The sequence below is a fragment of the Neobacillus vireti genome, from assembly GCF_036962465.1.
GTDB classification, from domain to species: domain Bacteria; phylum Bacillota; class Bacilli; order Bacillales; family Cytobacillaceae; genus Neobacillus; species Neobacillus vireti_B.
The window spans coordinates 46,106-70,346 of the sequence record NZ_JBALNF010000007.1; the positions used below are offsets into that span (position 1 = coordinate 46,106).

A 24,241-nucleotide genomic window follows, 5' to 3' on the forward strand; every position below is an offset into this window, starting at 1 on the left:
AAGAAAGGGGGAGAGAACGATTAGTGACACAGTCTTAATTGAAAAAGTGCTTGAGGGCAATGATCATGCCTTTCGCTTATTGGTCGAGAAGTACCGCAATGATGTGTTCCGGACTGTCTTTGCTGTTCTTCGCGATCAAAAGGAAGCGGAAGACGCTGCTCAAGAAGTGTTTATGAAAGTTTACACCTCTCTCTCCCGCTATGAAAATCAGGGGTTTAAAACGTGGATAACGCGCATTGCCGTTAACCATGCAATAGATGTGAAACGAAAGCAGGCAAGGCGAAGAGAGGAAGTTGTGGATGCGCTGGACCAACAGGCGCTAGGGTCGCCGAAGGATAGTGTAGAGATGCTTGTTATCGCCGAGGACCAGCGCAGACTGGTTCAAAAAAAGCTTAATGAAGTGCCGGAGAATTACCGCGAAGTGATTTATGGTTTTTACATAGCTGAAAAAAGCTATCAGCAAATGGCCAAAGAACAAAATGTAGAGGTTAAAACGATTGAGACCAAGTTGTATCGAGCAAGAAGCTGGATGAAAAGGAATTGGAAGGAGGACGAATTTTCATGAAGCATTACAGTTACGAAAGATGGCAGCAATATGTGAAGGACGAATTGAGTGAACACCAACGCGAAGAATTGGAGTATCATCTCTACACATGTGATCAGTGTCTAGAAGTCTACCTAGAAGCTGTAACAGCCAATGAAACATCCCTGCCAGCCCTTCCAAACGACAACGAATTCACCAACCGCATAATGGAAATGGTGCCTGACACCGACAACAATAATAGGCCATGGTTTCAGCGGGCAGGTTTTCATTATTTGCTGGCAGCTGCTGCGACGCTGTTTTTGATGTTTTCGGGGGTGTTTCAGTCGGTTGCTTCGTATGCAGGTTCTTTAGAGAAACCGATTATGGAAGAGAAGAAGCCTTCTGTGACGGAGGGCGTTATTAATAAAACATTTGCATGGATGGATTCACTTGAGAAAAAGGAGGCAAAAAAGAAATGAAAAGTTCAACCAAGGCATTAACATTATCGCTGTTTCCCGGCCTCGGTCATATTTATTTCGGTAATATGGTGCGCGGAGTTCTCTATTTACTTTCGGTTGTTGGCATGGCATTCGTTACCGTCATAGCCTTAATGAATAACACCCCAGAGGTTGCCATCTTAGCCTTTATGGCGGGAATCTTTATTTATTTGATCAGCTTTATCGATATGGGTGTACAAATCTCAAAACAAAAGAAGATTCAGCTTGCACTTGCGGAGGGGGACGCTGACCAACAGAACCCTAATAAGGCTGCCCAAGACTCAGAGCGCTTTTATACGATTGTCCTTTCCTTTATTCCTGGGCTTGGGCATTTCCAAATTGGCCTGATGAACAGAGGCTTAACGCTGCTAGGAGCGTTTTTGGGGCTGGCTATTATGGTCATCTTTGTAACAGCCATGTCCAACCGCGGCGAGTTTATGGTATTCTTGGCAGGTTTGCCGATTATCTGGGTATATGGATTCTTTGATGCTGTTCAGCAGGTAAATAAAAAGCAGCGTGGGGAAGAACTTGTTGACCGAACCATCTTCGAAGATTTTGAAATGCGCCGGGAAGACGGAAAAAAGAGTAAATCGATTGCGACCTTTCTTTCCATCTTTCCGGGAGCAGGGCACCTTTATTTAGGTCTGCAGCGCCGTGGAATTCAGTTAATGGCGGCATTCTTGTTCTCTATCTATATCCTAGATGTGTTAAGGCTCGGAATCTTCTTATTTTTAATTCCTATCATTTGGTTCTATAGCTTTTTTGATGCCATGCAAAAGGTTTCGAGATATGGGGTTGAAAAAGTAGAGGATGAGCCGATTATCGCTTACTTTATTAATCATCAAAAATGGGTCGGGATTGGTCTAGTCTTATTAGGAGCTTATTATTTATTGATGAACATCCTGCTGCCGGCCTTCTCACCGCTGATTAACCGATTAATCAATGTTGATATCATGTATTGGATTCAAGGCTATTTCCAAACAGCGCTTGTCTGTGTGTTGTTAATTGGCGGCGGTATCAAGCTTTTATCTGGAAGTAAACAAAAAAGGGGGGCAAAGAGTCATGAGTAAGTGGGGCAATAGGATGGCAGGGGTCGTGCTGATTGGAGCCGGTATCGGGTTTCTTTTTAGAAAAAGAAAGGGGGAAAATAAGGAATGAGGACTTGGCGAGTTGGGACGTTTTCAATGGGGGCCTCGCTTATTTTCCTAGGCCTCTTTCTTTTCTTTTCAAAGTTTCTCAGCCTTGATTTAGCTGAGGTGCTGATGGCTTGGTGGCCAGTATTGCTGGTCGTGCTGGGTGTTGAAATATTAGTCTATCTATTTTTATCAAGACAAGAACAACCCATTTTAAAATATGATTTTCTAAGTATTTTCTTTGTTGGGCTAATCGGTACAGCAGGCATTGTCTTTGCTGTCCTCAGCTCAGCCGGAGTGATGGGCAAGGTGGAAGAAGTCATGGCGAGGGAAGTTCGTTCCTATGACCTGCCGGATTTTTCCTATCAAACTGATGAAAGCATTAAACGTGTAGTCATCCGATCCGTTGGGTATGATATGACGGTTGAGTCAACAGAAAGCAAAGAGGTCTCGATGTTTGGCACATACAGGATTGAATCAGCGAAAAAAGCATCACTGCTAAAAAATGCGAAGGATATTGTGACCGCTAATCAAAAGGGGGACACGCTTTATGTGAATTTTAAGATGCTGCCGGACGAGATGGGCCTGTTTCATTCACAGGGAATGGTAGCGGCAACCGTCCTGGTTCCGAGCTATGTAAAACTAGAAGTGGTGGGAAGTAATGATTCACTTAGCTTAAAACCACGTACCCTAGCCAATGACTGGGATATTGAAAGTTCATCAGCTGTAGCCGTTGATGTAATGAAAAATAGCAATATGATAGTTAGGACGGTTGGTGTAGATCAACTAAACGGGAAAGATTGGAAAATCACCGAGGAACCGAAGGGCGAAGAGCTTGGTTCTGAAGGACCAAAAAATGCAGAATATCAATCTGGTGATGGTAAATACCATATCCATATTAGCAATGCGTATGAGGTTAAATTAAATACAAATCAATAATCCATTTACCAATATATTTGTAAGCTTGAATAATAATTGGTAGAATATAGAACTGACAAAGCCAATTGTTATTTAAAAAATAGGATGATGATGAATGAAAAGAGCAAGACTTATATACAATCCTACCTCAGGACGGGAAATTCTGAAGCGAAATTTACCAGAAATCCTTGAAAAGCTAGAAATTGCGGGATATGAGGCATCCTGCCATGCTACAACAGGTGCTGGAGATGCGACCAAAGCTGCCCGGCTTGCGGTAGAACGCCAGTACGATGTTGTCATTGCCGCAGGCGGTGATGGAACCATACATGAAATAGTCAATGGCCTCGCTGAACAGGAATATCGTCCAAAATTAGGGATTATTCCAGCAGGTACCACCAATGATTTTGCCCGAGCCCTCCAAATCCCCAGGGATATCGGATCGGCAGTGGATATCATCACTAGAGGGGAACTCATTCCTGTAGATATCGGCCGGATAAACGATCGTTATTTTATCAATATTGCTGGCGGCGGCCGGATTACCGAACTTACCTATGAGGTGCCTAGCAAGTTAAAAACGATGCTCGGCCAGCTTGCTTACTATTTAAAAGGAATGGAAATGCTTCCGTCTATTAAAGCATCAGACATAAGGATTGAATATGATGGGAAGCTGTTTGAAGGGGAAGCCATGATGTTCCTTGTCGGGCTGACCAACTCAATCGGTGGATTTGAAAAATTGGCACCGGATTCCTCTATTAATGATGGGCTATTCTCTTTATTAATTTTGAAAAAAGTAAATCTGGCTGAGTTTATTCGGATTTCGACCCTAGCGGTTCGCGGTGAACACGTCAATGATCCGAATGTCATCTATACACAGGCCAATCGCATTAAGGTTTACTCCAATGAAAAGGTACAATTAAATTTAGATGGTGAATTTGGCGGTCTGCTTCCTGCAGAGTTTGAAAATCTTTACCGTCATTTAGAGGTGTTTGTACCACTCGATGATATACGGCCCAATGACCGTCCAACTGATTGGGTTACAGGTCAAAGATACAGTTAAGAAAAGCGTAAGCGCCTTGATTAGCCCCGATATAGGGCGACTTGTCGATTGGTCAGCGAAAGCAGGGTCTAAGACTAGTCGCCCTTAATGCGTACAGAAAGTGATAGCTTTCTGTAGCCAAGCATAAGCCAATCCGGCCGAAAGGTTGCTTTTTAACCTTTTGGACGGATTGGCTGTAGACCATCGAGGGGCTAGGCGCTGGAGCTAGACAATTTTCAAAGTCAAAACTTTTATACTTCTTATCTTATAAGATAAGTCCGTTCCACTTATGGAGCGGACTTTTTTTCGTATTTCTGTGTATAATGAGGGAAAGATGATCATCAAAATAGTTAGGGGGAGTCAGAAAATGAAGGCCTTAATTAACATTGATTATACTTACGATTTTGTTGCAGACGCCGGCGCGTTAACCTGCGGAATCCCAGGGCAGCTGATTGAGGACAAAATAGTCGAGCTGACCAAGGAATTTATCCAAAATGGCGATTATGTAGTTTTTGCGATTGATGTCCATGACAAGGGAAATCAGTACCACCCGGAAACGAAATTATTTCCGCCGCATAACATAAGAGGTACGGCTGGCCGTGATTTGTTTGGGGCCCTTCAGGGTGTTTATGAAGATAATAAAGTGCGTGAAAATGTGTATTATATGGATAAAACCCGTTACTCTGCATTTGCAGGAACAGACCTTGAAATGAAATTGCGTGAACGGGGCATCACCGAATTGCACCTAGTTGGCGTTTGTACAGATATATGCGTGCTCCATACGGCAGTGGAAGCCTATAACAGAGGGTTTAAAATCGTTGTCTACAAGGATGCTGTTGCTTCCTTTAATCAAGCCGGGCATGATTGGGCGCTGAGTCACTTTGAACAAACCCTTGGTGCTATGGTGAAATAGGCTTTTAAATGTTATGATGAGTTATAATCGTAAAAAGCTGTAATAGTATTCCGGAGGTTTTATGATGAAACACATTTATCATGATGATAGTTTAGCTCTGCATACTGACCTATACCAGATAAATATGGCAGAGACGTATTGGAGAGACGGCATACATAATAAACGGGCCGTATTTGAGCTGTTTTTCCGCAAGCTGCCGTTTGGAAATGGCTATGCTGTTTTCGCGGGCTTGGAAAAGGTCATTCAATTTATCCAAGGGTTTCGTTTTAGTGAGGAAGACCTTGAATATTTGAAGGATGAAGTAGGGTACAAGGATGATTTCCTCGCTTATTTAAAAAATATGCGGTTTACCGGATCCATCTGTTCCATGCAAGAAGGCGAGCTTGTCTTTGGCAATGAACCCATTTTACGAGTTGACGCACCCTTAGGTGAAGCACAAATTATTGAAACAGCTTTACTTAATATTGTGAACTACCAAACATTAATTGCTACTAAAGCTTCTCGAATTAAGCAAGTTGTCGGTGATGCGGTGGCGATGGAATTTGGGACGAGACGGGCACAGGAAATGGATGCGGCCATTTGGGGAACAAGAGCGGCCTATTTAGCAGGATTTGACTCAACCAGTAATGTTCGGGCAGGAAAGCTCTTTGGCGTGCCAGTATCGGGAACACATGCCCATGCGATGGTGCAGGCTTATAAGGATGAATATACTGCTTTCCATAAATATGCGGAAACACATAAGGATTGTGTCTTTTTAGTTGATACATATGATACCCTCCGCCTCGGTGTGCCAAATGCCATCAAGGTTGCAAAGGAATTGGGTGATAAGATTAATTTCATCGGGATCCGTCTTGATAGTGGTGACCTTGCTTATTTATCCAAAGAGGCTCGGAAAATGCTGGATGAAGCCGGTTTTCCTGATGCTAAGATTGTGGCGTCAAGTGACCTGGATGAATATACGATCATCAGTTTGAAAGGCCAGGGGGCAAGGATTGACAGCTGGGGAATCGGTACGAAATTGATTACCGCCTATGATCAAGCGGCACTGGGTGCTGTTTATAAAATTGTCGCCATTGAGGATGAACAGGGGGAATTAGTTGATACCATTAAAATTTCCTCCAATCCGGTTAAGGTAACGACTCCGGGGATGAAAAAAATTTACCGGATTATCAATAATACCAATAACCATGCCGAAGGGGATTATATTGCGATGGAAGAAGAAGTCCTTCCAGAAAAACGACTGCGCATGTTCCATCCTACCCATACGTTTATCAATAAAGTGGTAACCAACTTTACGGCAAAGGAACTCCATGTTGACATATTTACGAACGGAGAGCTTGTCTATGAAGTTCCTTGTTTGGAAGAGTCTCGTGACTACTTAAAGCAAAACCTTGCTGCCCTTTGGGATGAGTATAAACGGACAATGAATCCGGAAGAATATCCAGTCGACTTAAGTCAAAAATGCTGGGATAACAAGATGAGAAATATTGAAGAAGTAAAAGAAAAAGTGGCTGCAATGCAAGCAGAGGAATAAATTAGGAGGACGTCCTTACAGGGGCGTCCTTGTTTTATGCTGCTTTAAAGGACTCTCGCACGGGAAAATTGAGAACTTTCACGGAAAAGGGCGTTTTTCGCGGAATTAACCGGGATTTGCGCTGAATAAATAAGGCTTGATGCGGAATTATCACTAAAATCCACAGAATTGTGTCCTCTGCGTGCCCCATTTCGTGTTCCGCTCCATTATATGTTACAATCTTTCTAGTCAATTCGGAGAAAAGGAAGAACTAAATGAACAAAACCATTCCAGTAACTAAAAATGAATTTATAGATGTCATGTTCGAAGATTTAACCCATGACGGGGCAGGAGTAGCAAAGGTGGATGGGTATCCACTCTTCGTTCCAGGCGGGCTGCCGGGTGAAAAAGCGAAAGTGAAAGTAATTAAAACTGGCAAAAGTTATGGGTTCGGAAGATTAATGGAGCTCTATGAAAAAAGCCCTTATCGAGTGGAAATTCCAAGTAGTGACCGTCATAAATACGGTGGCTGCCAGCTTGAGCATATCAGTTATGAAGGACAGTTAATGTACAAAGAAAACCAGGTCCGTGAGGTGTTGACCCGGATCGGTAAACTTGAAGAGGTGGTTGTGCATCCGATTCTGGGAATGGAAAGTCCGTGGCATTACCGGAATAAGGCGCAGGTGCCTGTTGATGAAAAGGATGGCAAACTGATTGCCGGTTTTTTTAAACCCAGAAGCCACGAAATTGTTGATACCGATGAAAGCTTAATTCAATTGCCGGAAATAAATGAGGCAGTTCAAAAAATTAAAGAGATTTGCAGCAACCTGGGCATCACGGCCTATCAGGAAGAAACACATAAAGGAGTGCTCCGCCATATCATGGCCCGCTACGGCAAGCAAACCGGTGAGCTGATGGTTGTGCTCATTACTAGAACAGCAGATTTACCACAAAAGAATCAGCTGATAGAAGAAATTGTAGATCGGCTGCCGAAGGTGAAATCGATTGTTCATAACGTGAATTCCAAGCGGACGAATGTTATTCTGGGTGAAAAAACAACGGTACTCTGGGGAAGCGAGGTCATTTATGACTTTATTGGTGATGTGAAATTCGCCATTTCCGCTTTGTCATTTTACCAAGTTAATCCGGTTCAGACAAAGGTGCTTTACGATAAAGCACTTGTATATGCGGACTTAAGCGGTGAAGAAACCGTTATTGATGCTTATTGTGGAATCGGGACCATTTCGTTATTTTTAGCGCAAAAAGCGAAAAAAGTTTTTGGTGTAGAAGTTGTTCCAGAAGCAATTGAAGATGCCAGACGAAATGCAGAGCTGAACGGACTTACCAATGCTGAATTTGCGGTTGGAGAGTCAGAAGTGGTGATTCCGAAGTGGTACAAGGAGGGCAATGCGGCTGATGTGCTCGTGGTCGATCCGCCTCGCAAAGGCTGTGATGAAGCATTGCTTCAGACAATTATTGAAATGAAGCCAAAGAAAGTTGTCTATGTATCCTGCAATCCGGCCACGCTTGCCAGGGATTTACGAATCCTTGAGGATGGCGGATATAAAACCATTGAGGTTCAGCCTGTTGATATGTTCCCGATGACGACACATGTGGAGGCAGTGGCGAAGCTTATATTAAGATAATTAGGAGGTCCATTGATGGACAATAACGATCTATTAATTCGTTTGAGATATGCACTAGAAATAAAAAATAAAGAAATGGCCGAGATTTTTAAACTTGGCGGTGAGGAAGTAACTGTCCCTGAAGTGATCCAGATCCTAACGAAGTCAGATGATGAATATGAAGAGGACAATCAAATCAAATGTAATAACAATATGTTCGATTCCTTTTTAAATGGCCTGATTATTTTTAAAAGAGGAAGACAAGAATCCAAACCAGGAGCTTCTACTACACCCGAACCGGTTTCAACCAAAAGTGCAAACGTAAATAATCTTCTGTTAAAAAAAGTTAAAATTGCTTTAGCATTAACAACAGACGATATGCTCGAAATATTTGAAATGGCAGGTATCAGGGTATCAAAAGGGGAACTCGGTGCTTTATTAAGAAAAGAAGGGCATAAGAATTATAAAGAATGCGGCGATAAATTTGCTCGGAATTTCTTAAAAGGATTAGCGCTTAAGTACAGGGGATAACGAACGATAGGTGATGAGATGATACATACCTACTTAGGGAAGACGATTCGTTTTGAAATCAAGTACAAAAACAGAACTTCGATCGGGATTACGATAGATAGCTATGGAAACTTGGAAGTCCAGGCTCCGAAAGGGATACCTGATGAAAGAGTTCTTCGATTATTAGAGGAAAAATGGGAGCTAATTCAGCAAAAACTGAAAGAAATGCAGGATAGGCTCGAGGGTCCACAGAAAAAGCTCTATGAGCACGGGGAGAGTTTTCTTTATTTAGGGAACAATTATCCTGTTGAAATCCATGAAAACAATCAGATCGCGCAGGATTATGTGGTGTTTGAAGGAGAGAAGTTACGAATCTATGTGAAGAAGATGGAAAATGAGCACTTAAAGCAAGCTCTAAAACGCTTCTATTATAAGCAGTGTAAAGCTTTAGTCGAGAAGAGTATCAATTCCTATCAAAGTCACTTTAAAACAAAACCGCGCTCTATACGGATTACGGATAGTAAAACGACATGGGGAACCTGTGATTCAAGGCAACAGTTAACCTTCAATTGGAGGCTGGCCATGGCACCGCTTGAGGTGATCGATTATGTAGTTGTTCATGAAATGTGCCATATGGTCCATCTGAATCACGACCGCTCCTTTTGGCGCCTGGTTGGGAAAATCATGCCTGATTATAAGGAAAAGGAAAACTGGCTGTCAGTTTCAAATTGGAAAATGACGGTTTAGCTCTTAATACCAGTGCCAGTATCATTTGCTTTTAAAAAATAACCAAAAAGAGCCTGCACTCAAAAACAGGCTCTTTTTTACATATGTGAATGGCAGCTTTATAACACGTGCTTATTGATATTTTTTCAATACAATGGCAGAATTATGACCTCCAAAGCCAAATGAATTCGATATACCAATAGACACTGGTAATCTCCTAGCCCCCTCTGCAACATAATCTAAATCACAAGCTGGATCTCGATTTTCTAGATTGATCGTTGGAGGCACGATTCCTTGCTGGAGGCTTTTCACGAGAGCAATTGCCTCCGCACCACCGGCAGCACCAAGCATATGACCAAGCATCGATTTATTGGCGGTAACCGGTATTTTATAGGCATAATCTCCAAACAGCCTCTTTATAGCCATAGTCTCTGAAAGGTCACCCACCTGTGTACTCGTTGCATGGGCACTGATTACATCGATTTCATCAATCGATAGATTTGCTTTTAGTAAGGCATTACGCATCGCTAGATAGGCACCTTTTCCTTCAGGGTGTGTGGCCACCATATGATGGGCATCAGAACTGGCACCATACCCGATTACTTCACAAAAGATTGGTGCGTTTCGTTGAACGGCATGTTCGAATGATTCTAACACTAAAATTCCGGCACCTTCACTCATGACAAAACCATCTCTATTCGCATCAAATGGTCTGCTTGCCAGTTCTGGTTCCTCATTTCTAGTGGATAATGCTTTTGCATTACCGAAACTTGCTAGGGATAAATTGGTGATGGCTGCTTCCGTTCCACCCGCAAAAATAACATCTGCATCACCATAGCGAATGGTATTAAAGGCTTCACCAATCGCTGTATTACCAATTGAACATGCGGTTACTGGTGATAATGATGGACCATGTGCACCAAATTTAATACTGATTTGAGCTGCTGCGGCGTTGGAAATCATCATCGGAACTAAATTAGGACTTACTCTTCCAGGACCTCGATCATTTAGCAGATTAACATTATCAACAAAGGTTTGGATTCCTCCAATTCCGGAACCAACATAGACGCCAAGACGTTCACGATCCATCTTTTCGAGTTGTAATTGAGAAGTTTCCAGTGCTTGCTCGGCTGCGGCTAAAGCGAACTGGACAAAGCGATCCAATCGTCTGGCTTCCTTTTGCCCCCACCGTCCTTCTGGATCTAAGTTACGAACAACACCAGCTATCTTCGTTTTGGAATTAGTTACATCAAAGGTATCAATAGTAGAAATTCCTGATTTTCCTTCCACTAAATTACCCCAAAATGTATTCAGATCATTGCCAAGAGGTGAGATAATTCCCATGCCCGTTATAACTACTCTTTTCATCGTGATTCCTCCTGCCTTCATTTTTATTTCATTTTAACTTATTTTTATCCTATTACAAGTTGTTGTTTATCATAGTATAATGAATACCATGATAGGAGGAAGCTATATGAATCCCGAAACTAGACTGCAAGCATTATCTGAGTTTTTAAAAGCCAAGCGTTTCAAATTGAATCCTCAAATGGTCGGCCTTCCAGCTGGTACACGAAGGAGGACACCAGGGCTCAGAAGAGAGGAAGTTGCTCAATTAGCTGGTGTAAGTACAACTTGGTATACATGGTTAGAGCAGGGAAGGGAAATTAAAGTATCAACTTCAGTTTTAGATGCTATTTCAGATGCATTGCAATTAAATAAAGATGAAAAAAAGTATTTATATGCTTTGGCCTTGGAAGAGGGAGTAGATTCTGTCTCCTCCAATAAAGAGGAAACGGAAATTAGTCCATCCCTAAAAAGAATTCTCCAGGAACTTCAGTACTGCCCAACGATTATTACTGATCGACGCTTGTTTATTGTCGGATGGAATATGGCCGCTGCCAATGTTTTTCTAGATTTTGACCAGATTCCAATTGAGGAAAGGAATCTCATTCAATTATTGTTTTCAAGAAAGGAATTTCGAAGTCTAGCTGTTAATTGGGAGCATTTTGTGAAAGGGTTTCTCGCTATTTTTCGCACCTATTACGGGCAATATGTAGCAGACCAATGGTATAAACAATTTATTGAGGAATTGGAACAGGCTTATCCGGATTTTCGCCTATTATGGCATGAAGGTGAAGTGAGTTCAGCTCCGGAAATGCAAATTGAATTTCGTCATGCTAAAGCAGGAAAAATGATTTTTAATTTAACTTCTTTACAAGTACAGGGAAATAATGACCTAAGATGCAGTGTCTATACACCAGCTGAAGATACCGGAACAGAATCTAAGTTAAAGCGGTTAATTAAAAATGAAAATAATCCTAAATAGACAACAACTCGCACACGGTTATGTAGAAGCTATCGTGAAGATCGTAATAAAAGAAGGCAGCTTACCGATTTACGGGGAGCTGCCTTCTTCAAATTTTATAAGAATGGGTTTTGTTTTAGTGATTCACCATCGCAAAGTCTTGATCGTTGCCCTCATAAAACTGCTTAATGGCCCGGTCTGTATAAACCCAGCCCTTCCAGCCTATATGAATGGTATCCTTCATGAAATAAGGATCATATTCGTGATCAGAAAAATCGGCAACTTGGAACCCATTCGCTTCAATTTGCTGTTTAATTCTAGAATAATAGGCAGCACGGCCTTCTTTAGGGAACCCAGTATAATCATAGTAATGCCCATTGACCGGAACAGAGATAAACAAAGCTTTTGCACCCGATTGCTTTAAAACATCGAGAACAAGCTGAAAGTCTCCGTATTCTTTTGATTCAGCGTAGGAACGCTTCATGTCTTTGTTTTTTAAAGACGGCAGGAAACCTTTAATCTTATTATATTGCGAGTTACTGATATAAAAATGATTGTTCGTTGCCCGCTTTGCCCCATATTGTTCTGCTTCTTGCGCCAATTGGTCCCACGATTTATTTCTGACCTTTGGGGTTAGGTCGCGATGACGGGAGAACCAGCCTGCCAACGAGTAATATAAGTCCTTTTTGGCTAGTAGATGCCGGTAGATAACCGCGGCGGGGCGGAGTGCGCTTGCTTCCCGTTTTATCCACGGATCATTGGTGATCTCAGCTTTATATAGAGTTGAGAGAATGGGGTCATTTTTCACCGACGAGTAGGTTAAAAGACGCTTAATTGCCTTTTTCTTCACCTCAGGATCAACCTGTTTATTAAAAGCAAAATCATACCCCTGCAAGGAAGAATAATTGGGTACAAAATGTGATTCATCTGCTCCCTGTGGATTAAACCATTGAGGCGATAACACAAATACAATTTTCTTGCCTCTTAGCTGATCCATATGTTCGGAAAAATTTAAAAAATGAATCAGTGATTCGGTTCCGCCTCGGCCAACGAGAAATGGCGTGAAGCTTTCATGGACTTCTTGAAAGTAATTAGACGGATGAAATCGATCCAGCCTTGCTAGTTCCGAAGAACCATAGATTGGCAGGTAACGGCCGTCCTCGAGCATTTTTTGCTGTATATACTTTCCTTGAAACATGACGGGATTTAATTCCGTTGCCGCCTGGCTAATTCGGTTTTTTGGAATCAGGCTTTCAATCCAGCGATCTGGAATGATTACCAGGATAAACAAAACCAAGAAAGCTAGAAAAAGCGGGATGAAAACTGGCTTCTTCATCTTAAATCAGCCAACTGAATGGCAATGTTATTGGGAGTATTCCAAGTGTCCCGGTCAAATTCAGTAATCGGGACAAGGATTCCAAAGCGCTCTTCAACTTGAACCAACAGCTCCACTGTTCCGAATGAGTCTAATAGTGCCTCATCAAATAACTGGATATCGGGATTCTCTTTTACAATCTCATCTTGACAAATTTCTGTTAGTAACTCGATCACTTGATCTTTAAATTCCATCGAAATCATACTCCTTTTTGAATAAAATGTCCTGAAAATATATAAAATCCAAAGCAAACAAAGTGGAAGGTAATCACAATACTAATGATCCGCGTGAATCTAGTTTGCGGCCACCATTTATGCTTTTTATTAAACTGCTCGAAGGTATTGTAGCCGACCATCAGAAGGGCATGATAAATTCCATAGAGAATATATTGAATTTCCAGGCCATGCCAAACACCCATTAACAGAAATAATAAAACATAACCGAGGTTGGAGATGATGTTTCTGTTCTTAGTCCACTTCTTTTTCGTCATCCAAAAAACAAACCGCATGTAGACATAATCACGAAACCAGAAGGAAAGGCTCATATGCCAGCGATTCCAGAAATCTTTTATATTGCGGCTGATAAACGGCAAGTTGAAGTTTTCTGGTGATTTGATTCCCATAATATAGCTGATACCAATCGCAAAGGCACTGTAGCCAGCGAAATCAAAAAATAAATAAAAGCTATACCCATACATATAAAAGAGCTGGCTTTGAAAATGACTGGTCGCTATAAATCTTAAGTTTGCAATGAAAAAATGATTAATAGAATAGCCGATGATATATTTGTATAAAAAGCCCTGGAATATCTTGTTGATTCCGTCATATAAAAGCTGCTTATACTGTTCGCCCGTTAGTTCTGCTTTTAAATCTTTATCAAACCGGCGGTAGCGGTCGATCGGACCGGATGAAATGGTCGGAAAAAACAAGATGAAATACAGCAAACGAGCAAGGGGAAGCCTTTGTTTGATTAATCCGTCCCTTGTCTCCATAATCAATTGGGTTCCCTTAAAGGTTAAATAGGAAATCCCCAAAAAGGACATCCAATTGGGCTCTGAAAAATAAGGAAGTAATTTATAGATTGCTAATGGAAGAATCGATGCCATCACTGCTAATGAAAAAATCCAGCCGCTATTTGCCTCTTTTCTATAGACTATATATCCTTCAATTAATAGAACCTGCCAGATGGTAAACAGAATCAATGCAAGAGCACTTGCCGGCTTAGCTGCAAAAATTATGGCTAAGACGATGACTGTGACCACCATGTTATAGGTTTGAAATCTCTTGCCCTGTAAGCCCAAAATCACTGTTGGTGCTAATAAAATCACTAGGATGAAAAAGAATGTAAAAGAACTATATGGAATCATAGTAATACCTGTTCGCGAATTTGCTTACGGTCTACTTTTCCATTCGGAGTAATGGGCAGTTCCTTATGATAAGAAAACTTCCGTGGAATCATATAGGCTGGCAGCACTAACCCTAGTTCTTTTTTTATCGCACCAGTGAGCTGATAGTCTTTTTCAAAAGGATGTTCCGCCGGAATGATCAAGACGGAAAGGTATTCAATTTTATCATCTTGATAGATGGGAACAACAACGGCAGATTTCACATATTTTGATTTGGCAATATGATATTCGATTTCTTCGAGTTCCATCCGATATCCATGTAATTTAATTTGGAAGTCTAATCGTCCTTTATAAAAAAGTAAACCATTCTGATTGAGGCCGGCATCACCTGTTCTATAAGCCTGCTGTCCATTATAGGTAAAAAAGGCTTTGTTTGTTAGTTCTGGCTGTCCTAAATAGCCTTTACTAACACTCGGCCCAACAATGATCATTTCTCCTTTTTCCCCTTCAGATACAGGTTCATTCTCTTCATCTAGTAGGATGATTTGCGTATCCGATTTTGGGGCGCCTATCGGAAGAGTTTGATATTCCTCTAGTACTTCATCTGTTATTTCTAAAAAGGTGACTGCGACAGTTGCTTCCGTCGGACCATACGTATTAAAAATCGTTGCTTCAGGAAAACGTTCCCGCAGCTGCCTGCAGACTGAAACAGGAAGAATTTCGCCGCAGAAGAGGAAGACTGATAATTTCGGAAGCAGTTGGCTTTTAAATGATGGGTCCATTAAACACATCTGTACAAACGATGGTGTAGAGGTCCATACTTGTGTTTCGGATTTTTCTAATCCTTCAAATAAGTGTTTTGGCTTAGCGACCATTTCCTTTGTCATCGCAATTAAGGTACCACCACTTACTAAACAAGGGTAAAGGTTCATGACTGAAAGATCAAAGGAAAACGGAGCTTGGTTTAAAAAGCGCAGCCCTCCTTTAATAGGGAAATCTTCTACCATCCAATCCACAAAGCTTTGCAGATTGGCAGCAGATATTTGGACACCTTTTGGATTCCCTGTGCTCCCTGATGTATAAATTATATAAAAATTATCATGGCCTTTTACCCAGTTTGATGAATCAATTGTTCTAGACTCCTGCTTCGACATTTCTTCCAAGTTCACCATTCTAATTGATGAATGGTCTATCGGAAGGGGAAGACCCGATACATTTATCAATAATTCCGTATTAGAATTCGTTATTATTTTTTCAACACGTTCGAGTGGAATGGATGTATCTACAGGTATATAGGGATGACCAGCTTTTACACTGCCCAGAAAGGAGATCAGCATTTCCGGCTCCATATGCCCGTAAATTAAAATAGGTGATTGCTTCTTTAGGTTCTGTGCTAGAATGAAAGCGGCAACTTGGTCGGACTTTTGCCAAAGTTCACCGTAAGTAATCTGTTTAGCTGGAGAGATAAAGACCAATTTATCTGGTTGTAACCTAGCCTTGTTATGAATGGCTTGTAATAATTCCATTTTAAAATCCCCCCGAAATTAAAAATCATTGTAAATATACGAACCTGCACTTGCGTCATTAAATCCGTACATAAAAAACAGTAAAAGAAGAATGAGCAGGTAATAGACAAACTTGCTGGTCCATCTCACTTTCTCTTGGTTAAGGAAACCTTTTATTTTTTGCAGCATATTGCTTCCCCCACAGTAATTCTCTTTTTAACATTAATATCATAATTCGCATTCAAACTCTTTGCATTAAAATTTAATGAAAAGGAAATTAATTTTTAATTTATTTCTTCCGACTGCCGAAGACAGTGGTGCCTGACACCAAGTTTTTGAATTTTGTGTGGTAGAGGAGTAAATTGGAGTTGGGAAAAAAGAAAGGAAGAAGGTTTTATCGTTGGAGAAGCTGCAACAAGGAACAACTGCGTTTCGAAAGGCCAATTTTGCCCTCTTTGCCGGAGGGTTTATTACCTTTTCGATTCTATATGATGTCCAGCCTTTACTGCCAATCTTTACAAAAGAATTTAATGTCACAGCGGCGACGGGGAGTCTGACATTATCGGTAACCACGTTTACACTTGCCATTTCAATGTTATTTATTAGTTCATTATCCGAGGCGTGGGGACGTAAACCGATTATGTCGGCTTCGTTACTTCTATCTTCATTGATCGTAATATTTACTGCCTTTAGTCCGACTTTTAGTTCGCTGCTTGGATTTCGTGTTCTGCAAGGAATGGTGCTCGCCGGACTTCCAGCAATTGCAATGGCCTACCTTGGTGAAGAGGTTGAACCTAGGAGTCTTGGAATTGCGATGGGCATCTATATCAGTGGAAATTCTATTGGCGGAATGGCTGGCAGAATTATCACCGGATCCATTACAGATCTGTTCTCTTGGCGCATTGCCATGGGGAGTATTGGATTCATCAGTTTAATCCTAAGCATATGGTTTTGGTTTCATCTTCCAAACTCCCGCCACTTTACACCTAAGCCTTTAGAGTTAAAAGCATTAAGCAAATCCCTAGTTGGACATTTAAAGGATCCAGCTCTTTTGTGTTTATTTTGCATTGCCTTTATTTTAATGGGAAGCTTTGTGACTTTGTATAATTATATCGGCTTTGAACTGCTGGCACCTCCTTATCACTTAAGCCAAACTATTGTGGGCTGGATTTTTATCGTCTATCTAACTGGAACGTTTAGTTCAACATGGATGGGGCGTCTTTCTGATACCTTAGGACGACAGAAAGTATTATGGATCGGTCTAGTGATTATGGTTACCGGAGCATTATTGACTCTGTTTGCACTATTATTGTTTAAAATAATCGGGATTGCGGTCTTTACGTTTGGCTTTTTTGGGGCACATTCCATTGCCTCAAGCTGGGTTGGCAGACGGGCGCGCGAAGCTAAAGCTCAAGCCTCATCGCTTTATTTATTTTTCTACTACTCTGGTTCGAGCATTGCCGGTACTGCGGGGGGATTTTTCTGGTCCAAATTTGGCTGGGAAGGGGTTATCGGTTTTATTGTTTGTTTACTTCTGCTCGCCTTTCCATTATCACTTAAACTCTCTTCCATAAAACCATTGCAGGCAACAAATTAAGTGTTTTTCTAAATTCATTTAAAAGTGGGTGTCCCAAAATTATATTTTGGGGGCACCCACTTTTTTATACATAAACTAGTCTGTTGATTTCCGCTTCAGGCGCGAGCGGTTCGCGGACGGTACGGGGAGCCTCCCGCAGGAGTCTCCGCGCCTTCCACTCCAATCAACAGAGTGTGAAAAAATTATACCTTAACAACCTTTTGGGTCAGCCACTTTTTTAACTTTGAAACGAAACGATTTTGAGGCTTTTTAAAAATGGTAAAGTCTAATTTTTAAAAATATGAGTATTATTTTAAAAGAAAGGGAGGGGAAATCGAAAATGGTGAAATCTATTGGGATTTTGGGTATCGGCCAGGCAGGCGGAAATATTGCAGAAATTGCTGCCTCTATGGGCTTCCAAGCCGCCCTGATCAATACAAATCAAAGAGACGGTACCGTCAATACAAGGGTCGAAAAGAAATACTTTGTCCCAGGGTACAGCGGGGCCGGTCAGGATCGGTCAATTGGGTTAAAAGCAGTGAATGAGAATTACCGGGAATTAATCGACTTTATCAAAAAGTCCTTCAAGAATATTAAACTGTTATTAGTAGCCTTCTCTACAGACGGGGGGACAGGGTCAGGAATGAGCCCGCTCCTAATGGATATCTTATTAGACCAGCTGCCAGGGGTCAACATTGGTGCGATCGCAGTTGTCCCGGACCGGAATGCATTGGCAGGAAATCGAATCAATGCAGCAGCCTGTCTCGAGGAGATTTCCAGAATTGAGTCTTTATCCTCCGTATTCCTTGTTGATAATGACCAATTACGGAAAATCAATCCTCAATCAAGTAAACATCAGATCTACCTTTCTTCTAATCATCAAGTCATTGACGCCATAAATAATGTGCTGCAAGTAACAAGAAAGAGCTCCTTTTTTGGGAACTTTGATGAAACGGATTTAATGAATATCCTCGGAACCAGAGGAGTAACGATCATCTCGTCAACCACCATCACGGATGCTAAGACAACCGCTGATGTCTCCAGTAAAATTCAGCAATCGTGGGTAAACTCGATTTTCTGCCCGGTTGAATCTACAGGCGTCATCAGGGCTGGATTAATTTATGAAGGTCCTGAAAGTATGGCGAAGCTAATCAATGTTCCATCGATCTTTGAGAGGGTTGGAGAACCACTTGAGTTATTTGAAGGGACCTATATTTCGGAATCAGACCCGACCATAACAACCATTTTGGCAGGGTTAGCATTTCCGGCCCGCCGTATGAAGGCTCTTGAAGATCTTCTTGAAAAAAATAAAGACCGGCTGCAGCACTTGGTGAATAAGGAATATTCCCAGCATTATGAATCGCAGGTTTCTTGGGCCTCAAACTTAAAAGCACGGCCGCAGGAGAGGAAAGCAGGGAACCTTACATCCAAATTATCTAAATATCAAAGGTAAAATGAAGGGTCAGTCTCTTTCTCCGAGGCAGGCCCTTTTCTAATGGGTAATGCCCCCATTTTTAGGGTATAATTAATGGGGAAAGTGTGTAGTTAAGCGAAAAACTAGAAGATAAAGCAATTTATACGCTAAAATAAATCCAGGCAACGTGTTAAGAAACAGCTGCTGTTTTTGGGGAAAAAGGAGAAATGAACGATGTGGGAAGAAGTGGTATCAAACTTTGCCTCGATGCTAAATTGGCATATGTGGGCAGATGTATTGACCTCACCAAAGGCGTGGGGATTAATTGTATCTTTAGCGGTGTTGGAATGTATCTTATCGGCTGATAATGCTTTGGTTTTATCAGCATTTGTGAAACCATTGCCAAAGCAGCAACAAAAGAAGGCCTTGGTTTACGGGCTATGGGGAGCTTATTTATTCCGGTTTGTTTTTATCGGACTAGGAACTTTTTTAATTAAACTATGGTTTATTAAGTTAATTGGGGCGCTCTATTTACTATGGCTTTCCGTTAAGTTCTTTATGGACAAGCTGAAAAGTAAAGAAGGGGAAGACGAGGAAGATGTGCGGGAGCCGAAGGGCTGGCTTACCCAAACGTTTGGTGTTTTTTGGGCAACGGTAATTAGTGTCGAACTAATGGACTTAGCCTTTTCCGTGGATAGTATCCTGACTGCACTTGCCGTTTCCGATGAAGTTTGGGTTGTCTTACTTGGCGGTATGATAGGGATCCTTCTAATGCGGGGGGTAGCCACCTTCTTTATCAGTTTAATGAACAGGGTGCCAGAGCTTGAGACGACAGCGTATTTCTTAATTTTGTTTATTGCCGTTAAAATGGGGCTTACCCTTGTTGATATTGAAATACCGAATGAAATTTTTATCATCGTAATGGTGGTAGCCTTTGTGATTACGTTTATTGTGCATGGTATCCGGAAAAACAGAACGGAAAAATTATCACATTAAAACGCTTGGCCGCTATTGACATTATGGGAAGCAAAACTCAATATAAATAGAGAAGCAGAAGAATACACCAATGGTTCTTCTGCTTTTTTTATGCACCATGGACATCGTAGATGCTAGATTAATAGGAGATAATAAAATGTTAAGTTTATTTCATTTGAACATATCAGAGTGGATATGGTTAATTGTTGCAGCTATTTTAATAGGTTTTTCAAAAACGGGCATTAACGGCTTTTCAATGCCGGTTATCCCAATTATTGCCTTGATTTTTGGAGGGAAAGAGTCGACTGGAACCATCTTACCCCTGTTAATTATGGCTGATCTTTTTGCCATTTATTATTATAATCGTCATGCCGACTGGAAAAATATTAAGCAATTAATTCCATGGGTGGCTGCGGGGCTATTAGTAGGCCTGTTCGTTGGTGAATATACGAATGACGAACAATTTAAGATGATTATTTCTATTTGTGTAATCGTTTGCTTGTTTATCTTGATTTATATGGAGAAAAAGGGTGAAGAAGCTAAAGTCCCCAAAGGGAAATGGTTTTATGCCTTAACGGGAATTCTTAGCGGCTTTGCCTCAATGATTGGTAATGCGGCAGGACCAATCTTCAGTGTTTTTTTATTAGCAAAAGGGTTTAAAAAAGCAGAATTTCTGGGCACAACTGCTTGGTTTTTCTTCCTCGTCAATGTATCAAAGGTACCGATGCAAATTTTGGCTTGGCATAACATCCATTTGAAAACACTTTTATTGGCTGTGATATTGATACCAGCCATTGCAATCGGTGCGATTCTCGGGGCCTACATCATTAAAAAAATTAATGAAAAACCTTTTCGAATCATCATCATCGTGGTTACGGCGGTATCAGCAATAAAATTATTAATTTAACAAAAATAAAGGACTAAGGCAATTCTTAGTCCTTTTATCTATAATTGATATACTAAAAATACTAACAAACTTTTTAGGAGAGACATTATGGCTAAATTCGGTGTGATTGGGCTCGGAGATATTGCGCAAAAAGCATATCTGCCGGTCTACAGCAAATTGAAGGATCAAGAATTTCACCTCTTTACACGTAATCAGGAAAAGCTAAAGTCCATTGGCAGCCAATATCGGTTTGAGCATCTTCACTCTTCACTAGAATCTTTGCTAGACAGCGGGATAGCTGGGGCATTTGTCCATTCCTCGACTGCTTCTCACGAGGAAATCGTGGAGCTATTACTTCAACACAACATCCATGTGTTTGTCGATAAGCCGATCACAGACCATTTTAAAAGTGCTGCAAGACTGGTTGAATTAGCTGAAAAGAAGGAGCTTATTTTAACGACAGGGTTCAATCGAAGATTCGCACCCTCCTACCAGCAGCTAAAACAAGTAGCAAATCCAAATATGGTTATGGTTCAGAAGCACCGTAAGGCCCTTCCAGGGGAGCCGAGGACCTTTATCTATGACGATTTCATCCATGTTATTGATACCATGAGATATTTATTTCCGCATCCGATTGAAGAGGTAATTGTTAATGGCAGAATGGCAGAGGCTACCCTTTACCATGTGATTGTTCAGTTTAGATCGGGCGGAGCATCAGCGATTGGAATCATGAACCGGGACAATGGCACAAATGAAGAGATTGCCGAGGTAATGGGGCCTCTGGAGAAACGCAGTGTTTATAATATCTCAAAATTGGTGGTTTCAAAAGGAATGGAGACAATCGAAGTACGGGGCAATGACTGGGAGTCGACTCTTAAGAAGCGTGGTTTCGAGCAGATGGTTGCTGATTTTATAATGGCAGTTACCACGGGGGCAAAGGTAAGCATATCGGCAAGCGATGCGTTAGAAACACATGAAATCTGTGAAAGAATACTTTCCCAGTTAAGAAGGAATTATTGATACACTTTTTAGGCATGAAGGTACAATGAAAGGCCGCTTAGGCTCTTTTATTGCCTCTTCATGCTTTTTTATTTTTTGTCCTAATATCAGTAATAGGAGTTAATACCCGATAGTAAACTATTAATGGGGGTAAGGTCCTAAAGGAGGTGGTTATTAGAAAAGGAGCAGCTATCTTTATAGATTTTAGTCATTATTCATTCGTTTTGTTTTTGATAGTTGCAGCAGCGAAGATAATCAGAATAGGGGGTAAAAAAAGTGAAAAAATATCTCCAACGAGTAGGAAGTTCTTTGATGCTGCCGGTTGCAGTCCTTCCGGCAGCAGCGATTTTAATGGGTATTGGGTATTGGATTGATCCAACTGGCTGGGGGGCAGACAGTCCGCTTGCTGCCTTTTTAATTAAGGCAGGGAGTTCGATAATCGATAATATACCGATTCTGTTTGCAGTCGGTGTCGCCCTTGGGATGTCGAAAGAGAAAGATGGTTCGGCAGCATTGAGCGGGTTAGTTGCTTTCTTAGTTGTGACCACACTGCTTTCAACAGATGCAGTGGCATTACTAGAAAGAGTAGACCCTTCAAAGGTTGACCCCTCTTTTATAAAAATTAAAAATGCTTTTGTTGGAATCATTTCCGGTATTGTTGCTTCGATTATGTACAATCGTTATAGCCATGTTAAATTACCCGATGCCTTTGCATTCTTCAGCGGTAAACGGTTAGTGCCAATTATGACAGCCGTTTCGATGCTGGTGGTTTCCGGGGTACTATTCTTTATCTGGCCAATCATTTATACTGCCTTGGTTACATTTGGTAAAACAATCAGTGATTTAGGGGCTGTGGGTGCGGGTCTTTATGGTTTCTTCAACCGTTTATTAATTCCAACAGGATTACACCATGCCTTAAACTCGGTGTTCTGGTTTGATGTGGCGGGAATCAGTGATATTACGAACTTCTGGGCAAGTAAAGGTGTAAAGGGTGTTACGGGAATGTACCAAGCAGGTTTCTTCCCTATCATGATGTTCGGGCTGCCTGCTGCTGCTTTGGCCATGGTTCATACCGCTAAAACTAAGAAGAGGAAGCAAGTTGCTTCGTTAATGTTAGCTGCTGGCTTTGCCTCGTTCTTTACCGGTGTAACGGAGCCGATTGAGTTTGCGTTCATGTTTTTAGCTCCAATGCTTTATTTGGTGCATGCCATCTTAACAGGCCTATCCTTGGCAATTGCAGCAGCGTTCCATTGGACAGCTGGCTTTGGATTTAGTGCCGGGCTTGTGGATTTTGTGCTAAGTTTTAAAATTCCCATTGCCAATAAGCCATATATGTTAATTGTTCAAGGCTTCGTTTTTGCCGTTATTTACTACTTCTTATTCCGTTATATTATCGTGAAATTTAATTTAATGACTCCAGGCCGCGAAGAGGACGATGATGAGGCTGTAGCAGAGGAGGCAGCGGGCGAAACCAGGTTTGCATCGATGGCTGCGGTCATTTATGAAGGCTTGGGTGGCGATGAGAATGTTGTTTCGGTGGATAACTGTGTCACCCGCTTGCGTTTAGAAGTGAAGGATATGAGTAAAGTCGATCAGAAGAAAATTAAATCGACGGGTGTACCGGGAATTAACATTGTTGGTCCGCAAAGTATCCAAGTCATAATTGGGACCAATGTTCAATTTGTAGCCGATGAGGTTCATAAGCTGCGTAAAGGGAAATAAAAGATAATAGGAACCGCTTAGATTCGTTATCATCTAGGCGGTTTTTTATGTTTCTGTTTGTTAAAATAAAAGAAGTAGAATTGAGATTATAGGAGCCTCTGATGAAAGAATATTATTATGATAAATTACTTAACATTAAGACCCGCGGTGACCAGCAGGGATTTAACAAGTCCTTGCATTATCATCGTTACGAACCGACTCCATACAGCGCGCTCGAAGAGTTGTTCCGTCATTATGAAATCAATCACGACGATTATATTGTGGACTTTGGGTCCGGAAAGGGCAGGCTGAATTTTTACCTTCATTACTTCTTTGATGTAACAGTGGTCGGAGTAGAGATGAATGAAGCTCTTTATCATGAGGCGCTATTAAACCAACAGCGGTATGTGAAAAAGAATGGCAAAGGTAAAATCCAATTTGTTTGCAGTCTGGCAGAGGAATATCAAATCAACCCTTTCGATAATCGTTTTTATTTCTTTAATCCGTTTTCGATTCAAGTGTTTCGGAGAGTGGTTAACAACATTCTGCGATCCTTGGAGGATCATCCAAGGGAAGTCGAATTGGTTTTATACTATCCATCCGAGGATTATATCTATTTCTTAGAACAGGACACCGCTTTCGAACAGAAAAAAGAAGTTACATTACCATATGTGTACGAACATAACCCAAATGAACGGTTTATCATCTATAAACTAACACTGTGAGCAAGTTTATAGTAAAAATGGTGACAGGCACCATTAGTTAG

Annotated in this window: 24 protein-coding genes; 18 read left to right on the plus strand and 6 right to left on the minus strand. The window is 41.3% G+C overall.

What is annotated here, in order from left to right; all coding sequences use genetic code 11:
- The first annotated feature begins 46 nt into the window (after positions 1–46).
- From V7077_RS02840 to V7077_RS02885, 10 genes are all read left to right on the plus strand, one after another.
- Positions 47–565 (plus strand): sigma-70 family RNA polymerase sigma factor, encoded by a 519-nt coding sequence (locus tag V7077_RS02840; protein WP_335498328.1) that lies wholly within the window; start codon positions 47–49, stop codon positions 563–565.
- Positions 562–1,002: an anti-sigma factor family protein gene (locus V7077_RS02845; RefSeq protein WP_335498329.1), complete on the plus strand. Its 441-nt coding sequence runs from the start codon at positions 562–564 to the stop codon at positions 1,000–1,002. Before V7077_RS02840 ends, V7077_RS02845 begins: the two co-directional genes overlap by 4 nt.
- Positions 999–2,090 (plus strand): hypothetical protein, encoded by a 1,092-nt coding sequence (locus tag V7077_RS02850; RefSeq protein WP_335498330.1) that lies wholly within the window; start codon positions 999–1,001, stop codon positions 2,088–2,090. The genes V7077_RS02845 and V7077_RS02850 overlap by 4 nt, the downstream gene beginning before the upstream one ends.
- An 84-nt stretch (positions 2,091–2,174) precedes the next feature.
- The gene (locus V7077_RS02855; protein ID WP_335498331.1) at positions 2,175–3,092 is read left to right on the plus strand and encodes a hypothetical protein; all 918 of its coding nucleotides are present in this window, start codon (positions 2,175–2,177) and stop codon (positions 3,090–3,092) included.
- Positions 3,093–3,186: 94 nt separating this feature from the next.
- Positions 3,187–4,128, plus strand: a complete 942-nt coding sequence (locus V7077_RS02860; RefSeq protein ID WP_335498332.1) for a diacylglycerol kinase — start codon at positions 3,187–3,189, stop codon at positions 4,126–4,128.
- A gap of 346 nt (positions 4,129–4,474) precedes the next feature.
- Entirely contained in the window at positions 4,475–5,020 is a 546-nt protein-coding gene (locus tag V7077_RS02865) for a cysteine hydrolase family protein (protein WP_335498333.1), read from the plus strand.
- Positions 5,021–5,084: 64 nt separating this feature from the next.
- A complete protein-coding gene (locus V7077_RS02870) occupies positions 5,085–6,554 on the plus strand; it encodes a nicotinate phosphoribosyltransferase (protein ID WP_335498335.1) in 1,470 nt (489 codons plus the stop codon).
- Positions 6,555–6,808: 254 nt separating this feature from the next.
- On the plus strand, positions 6,809–8,179 hold the full coding sequence (gene rlmD, locus V7077_RS02875; protein WP_335498336.1) for a 23S rRNA (uracil(1939)-C(5))-methyltransferase RlmD: 1,371 nt from the start codon (positions 6,809–6,811) through the stop codon (positions 8,177–8,179).
- A gap of 15 nt (positions 8,180–8,194) precedes the next feature.
- The gene (locus tag V7077_RS02880) at positions 8,195–8,689 is read left to right on the plus strand and encodes a DUF1456 family protein (protein ID WP_335498337.1); all 495 of its coding nucleotides are present in this window, start codon (positions 8,195–8,197) and stop codon (positions 8,687–8,689) included.
- 18 nt (positions 8,690–8,707) lie between these two features.
- Positions 8,708–9,415 (plus strand): M48 family metallopeptidase, encoded by a 708-nt coding sequence (locus V7077_RS02885; RefSeq protein ID WP_335498338.1) that lies wholly within the window; start codon positions 8,708–8,710, stop codon positions 9,413–9,415.
- A gap of 111 nt (positions 9,416–9,526) precedes the next feature.
- Here V7077_RS02885 and fabF read toward each other — a convergent pair whose 3' ends face one another.
- The gene (gene fabF / locus V7077_RS02890) at positions 9,527–10,762 is read right to left on the minus strand and encodes a beta-ketoacyl-ACP synthase II (RefSeq protein WP_335498339.1); all 1,236 of its coding nucleotides are present in this window, start codon (positions 10,760–10,762) and stop codon (positions 9,527–9,529) included.
- A gap of 106 nt (positions 10,763–10,868) precedes the next feature.
- Between fabF and V7077_RS02895 the strand changes: the two genes are divergently transcribed.
- Positions 10,869–11,720, plus strand: coding sequence for a helix-turn-helix transcriptional regulator (locus V7077_RS02895; RefSeq protein ID WP_335498340.1), 852 nt, complete (start codon positions 10,869–10,871; stop codon positions 11,718–11,720).
- Between the two features lie 115 nt (positions 11,721–11,835).
- Here V7077_RS02895 and dltD read toward each other — a convergent pair whose 3' ends face one another.
- The 5 genes from dltD to dltX are packed head-to-tail and all read right to left on the minus strand — an operon-like array spanning position 11,836 to position 16,113.
- Positions 11,836–13,035 (minus strand): D-alanyl-lipoteichoic acid biosynthesis protein DltD, encoded by a 1,200-nt coding sequence (gene dltD / locus V7077_RS02900; protein ID WP_335498341.1) that lies wholly within the window; start codon positions 13,033–13,035, stop codon positions 11,836–11,838.
- Entirely contained in the window at positions 13,032–13,268 is a 237-nt protein-coding gene (gene dltC, locus V7077_RS02905; RefSeq protein WP_335498342.1) for a D-alanine--poly(phosphoribitol) ligase subunit 2, read from the minus strand. Before dltC ends, dltD begins: the two co-directional genes overlap by 4 nt.
- Positions 13,269–13,273: 5 nt before the next feature.
- Positions 13,274–14,440, minus strand: coding sequence for a D-alanyl-lipoteichoic acid biosynthesis protein DltB (gene dltB, locus V7077_RS02910; protein WP_335498343.1), 1,167 nt, complete (start codon positions 14,438–14,440; stop codon positions 13,274–13,276).
- Entirely contained in the window at positions 14,437–15,945 is a 1,509-nt protein-coding gene (dltA, locus tag V7077_RS02915) for a D-alanine--poly(phosphoribitol) ligase subunit DltA (protein ID WP_335498344.1), read from the minus strand. The genes dltB and dltA overlap by 4 nt, the downstream gene beginning before the upstream one ends.
- A gap of 18 nt (positions 15,946–15,963) precedes the next feature.
- Positions 15,964–16,113: a teichoic acid D-Ala incorporation-associated protein DltX gene (gene dltX, locus V7077_RS02920; protein ID WP_335498345.1), complete on the minus strand. Its 150-nt coding sequence runs from the start codon at positions 16,111–16,113 to the stop codon at positions 15,964–15,966.
- Between the two features lie 211 nt (positions 16,114–16,324).
- Between dltX and V7077_RS02925 the strand changes: the two genes are divergently transcribed.
- The 7 genes from V7077_RS02925 (at position 16,325) to V7077_RS02955 (ending at position 24,200) form a co-directional block, all read left to right on the plus strand.
- Positions 16,325–17,521 (plus strand): MFS transporter, encoded by a 1,197-nt coding sequence (locus V7077_RS02925; protein ID WP_335498346.1) that lies wholly within the window; start codon positions 16,325–16,327, stop codon positions 17,519–17,521.
- Positions 17,522–17,840: 319 nt separating this feature from the next.
- Positions 17,841–18,953 (plus strand): tubulin-like doman-containing protein, encoded by a 1,113-nt coding sequence (locus tag V7077_RS02930; RefSeq protein ID WP_335498347.1) that lies wholly within the window; start codon positions 17,841–17,843, stop codon positions 18,951–18,953.
- Positions 18,954–19,148: 195 nt separating this feature from the next.
- Complete coding sequence (locus tag V7077_RS02935; protein ID WP_335498348.1) at positions 19,149–19,910, plus strand: TerC family protein; 762 nt, start codon at positions 19,149–19,151, stop codon at positions 19,908–19,910.
- Positions 19,911–20,046: 136 nt separating this feature from the next.
- Positions 20,047–20,796, plus strand: a complete 750-nt coding sequence (locus V7077_RS02940) for a sulfite exporter TauE/SafE family protein (RefSeq protein ID WP_335498349.1) — start codon at positions 20,047–20,049, stop codon at positions 20,794–20,796.
- Between the two features lie 87 nt (positions 20,797–20,883).
- On the plus strand, positions 20,884–21,795 hold the full coding sequence (locus tag V7077_RS02945) for a Gfo/Idh/MocA family protein (RefSeq protein ID WP_335498350.1): 912 nt from the start codon (positions 20,884–20,886) through the stop codon (positions 21,793–21,795).
- A 255-nt stretch (positions 21,796–22,050) separates the two neighbouring features.
- Positions 22,051–23,496: an N-acetylglucosamine-specific PTS transporter subunit IIBC gene (nagE, locus tag V7077_RS02950; RefSeq protein WP_335498351.1), complete on the plus strand. Its 1,446-nt coding sequence runs from the start codon at positions 22,051–22,053 to the stop codon at positions 23,494–23,496.
- 101 nt (positions 23,497–23,597) lie between these two features.
- Positions 23,598–24,200 carry a class I SAM-dependent methyltransferase gene (locus V7077_RS02955; RefSeq protein WP_335498352.1) on the plus strand — a complete coding sequence of 201 codons (603 nt, stop codon included), beginning with the start codon at positions 23,598–23,600 and terminating at the stop codon, positions 24,198–24,200.
- The last annotated feature ends 41 nt before the right edge of the window (positions 24,201–24,241 follow it).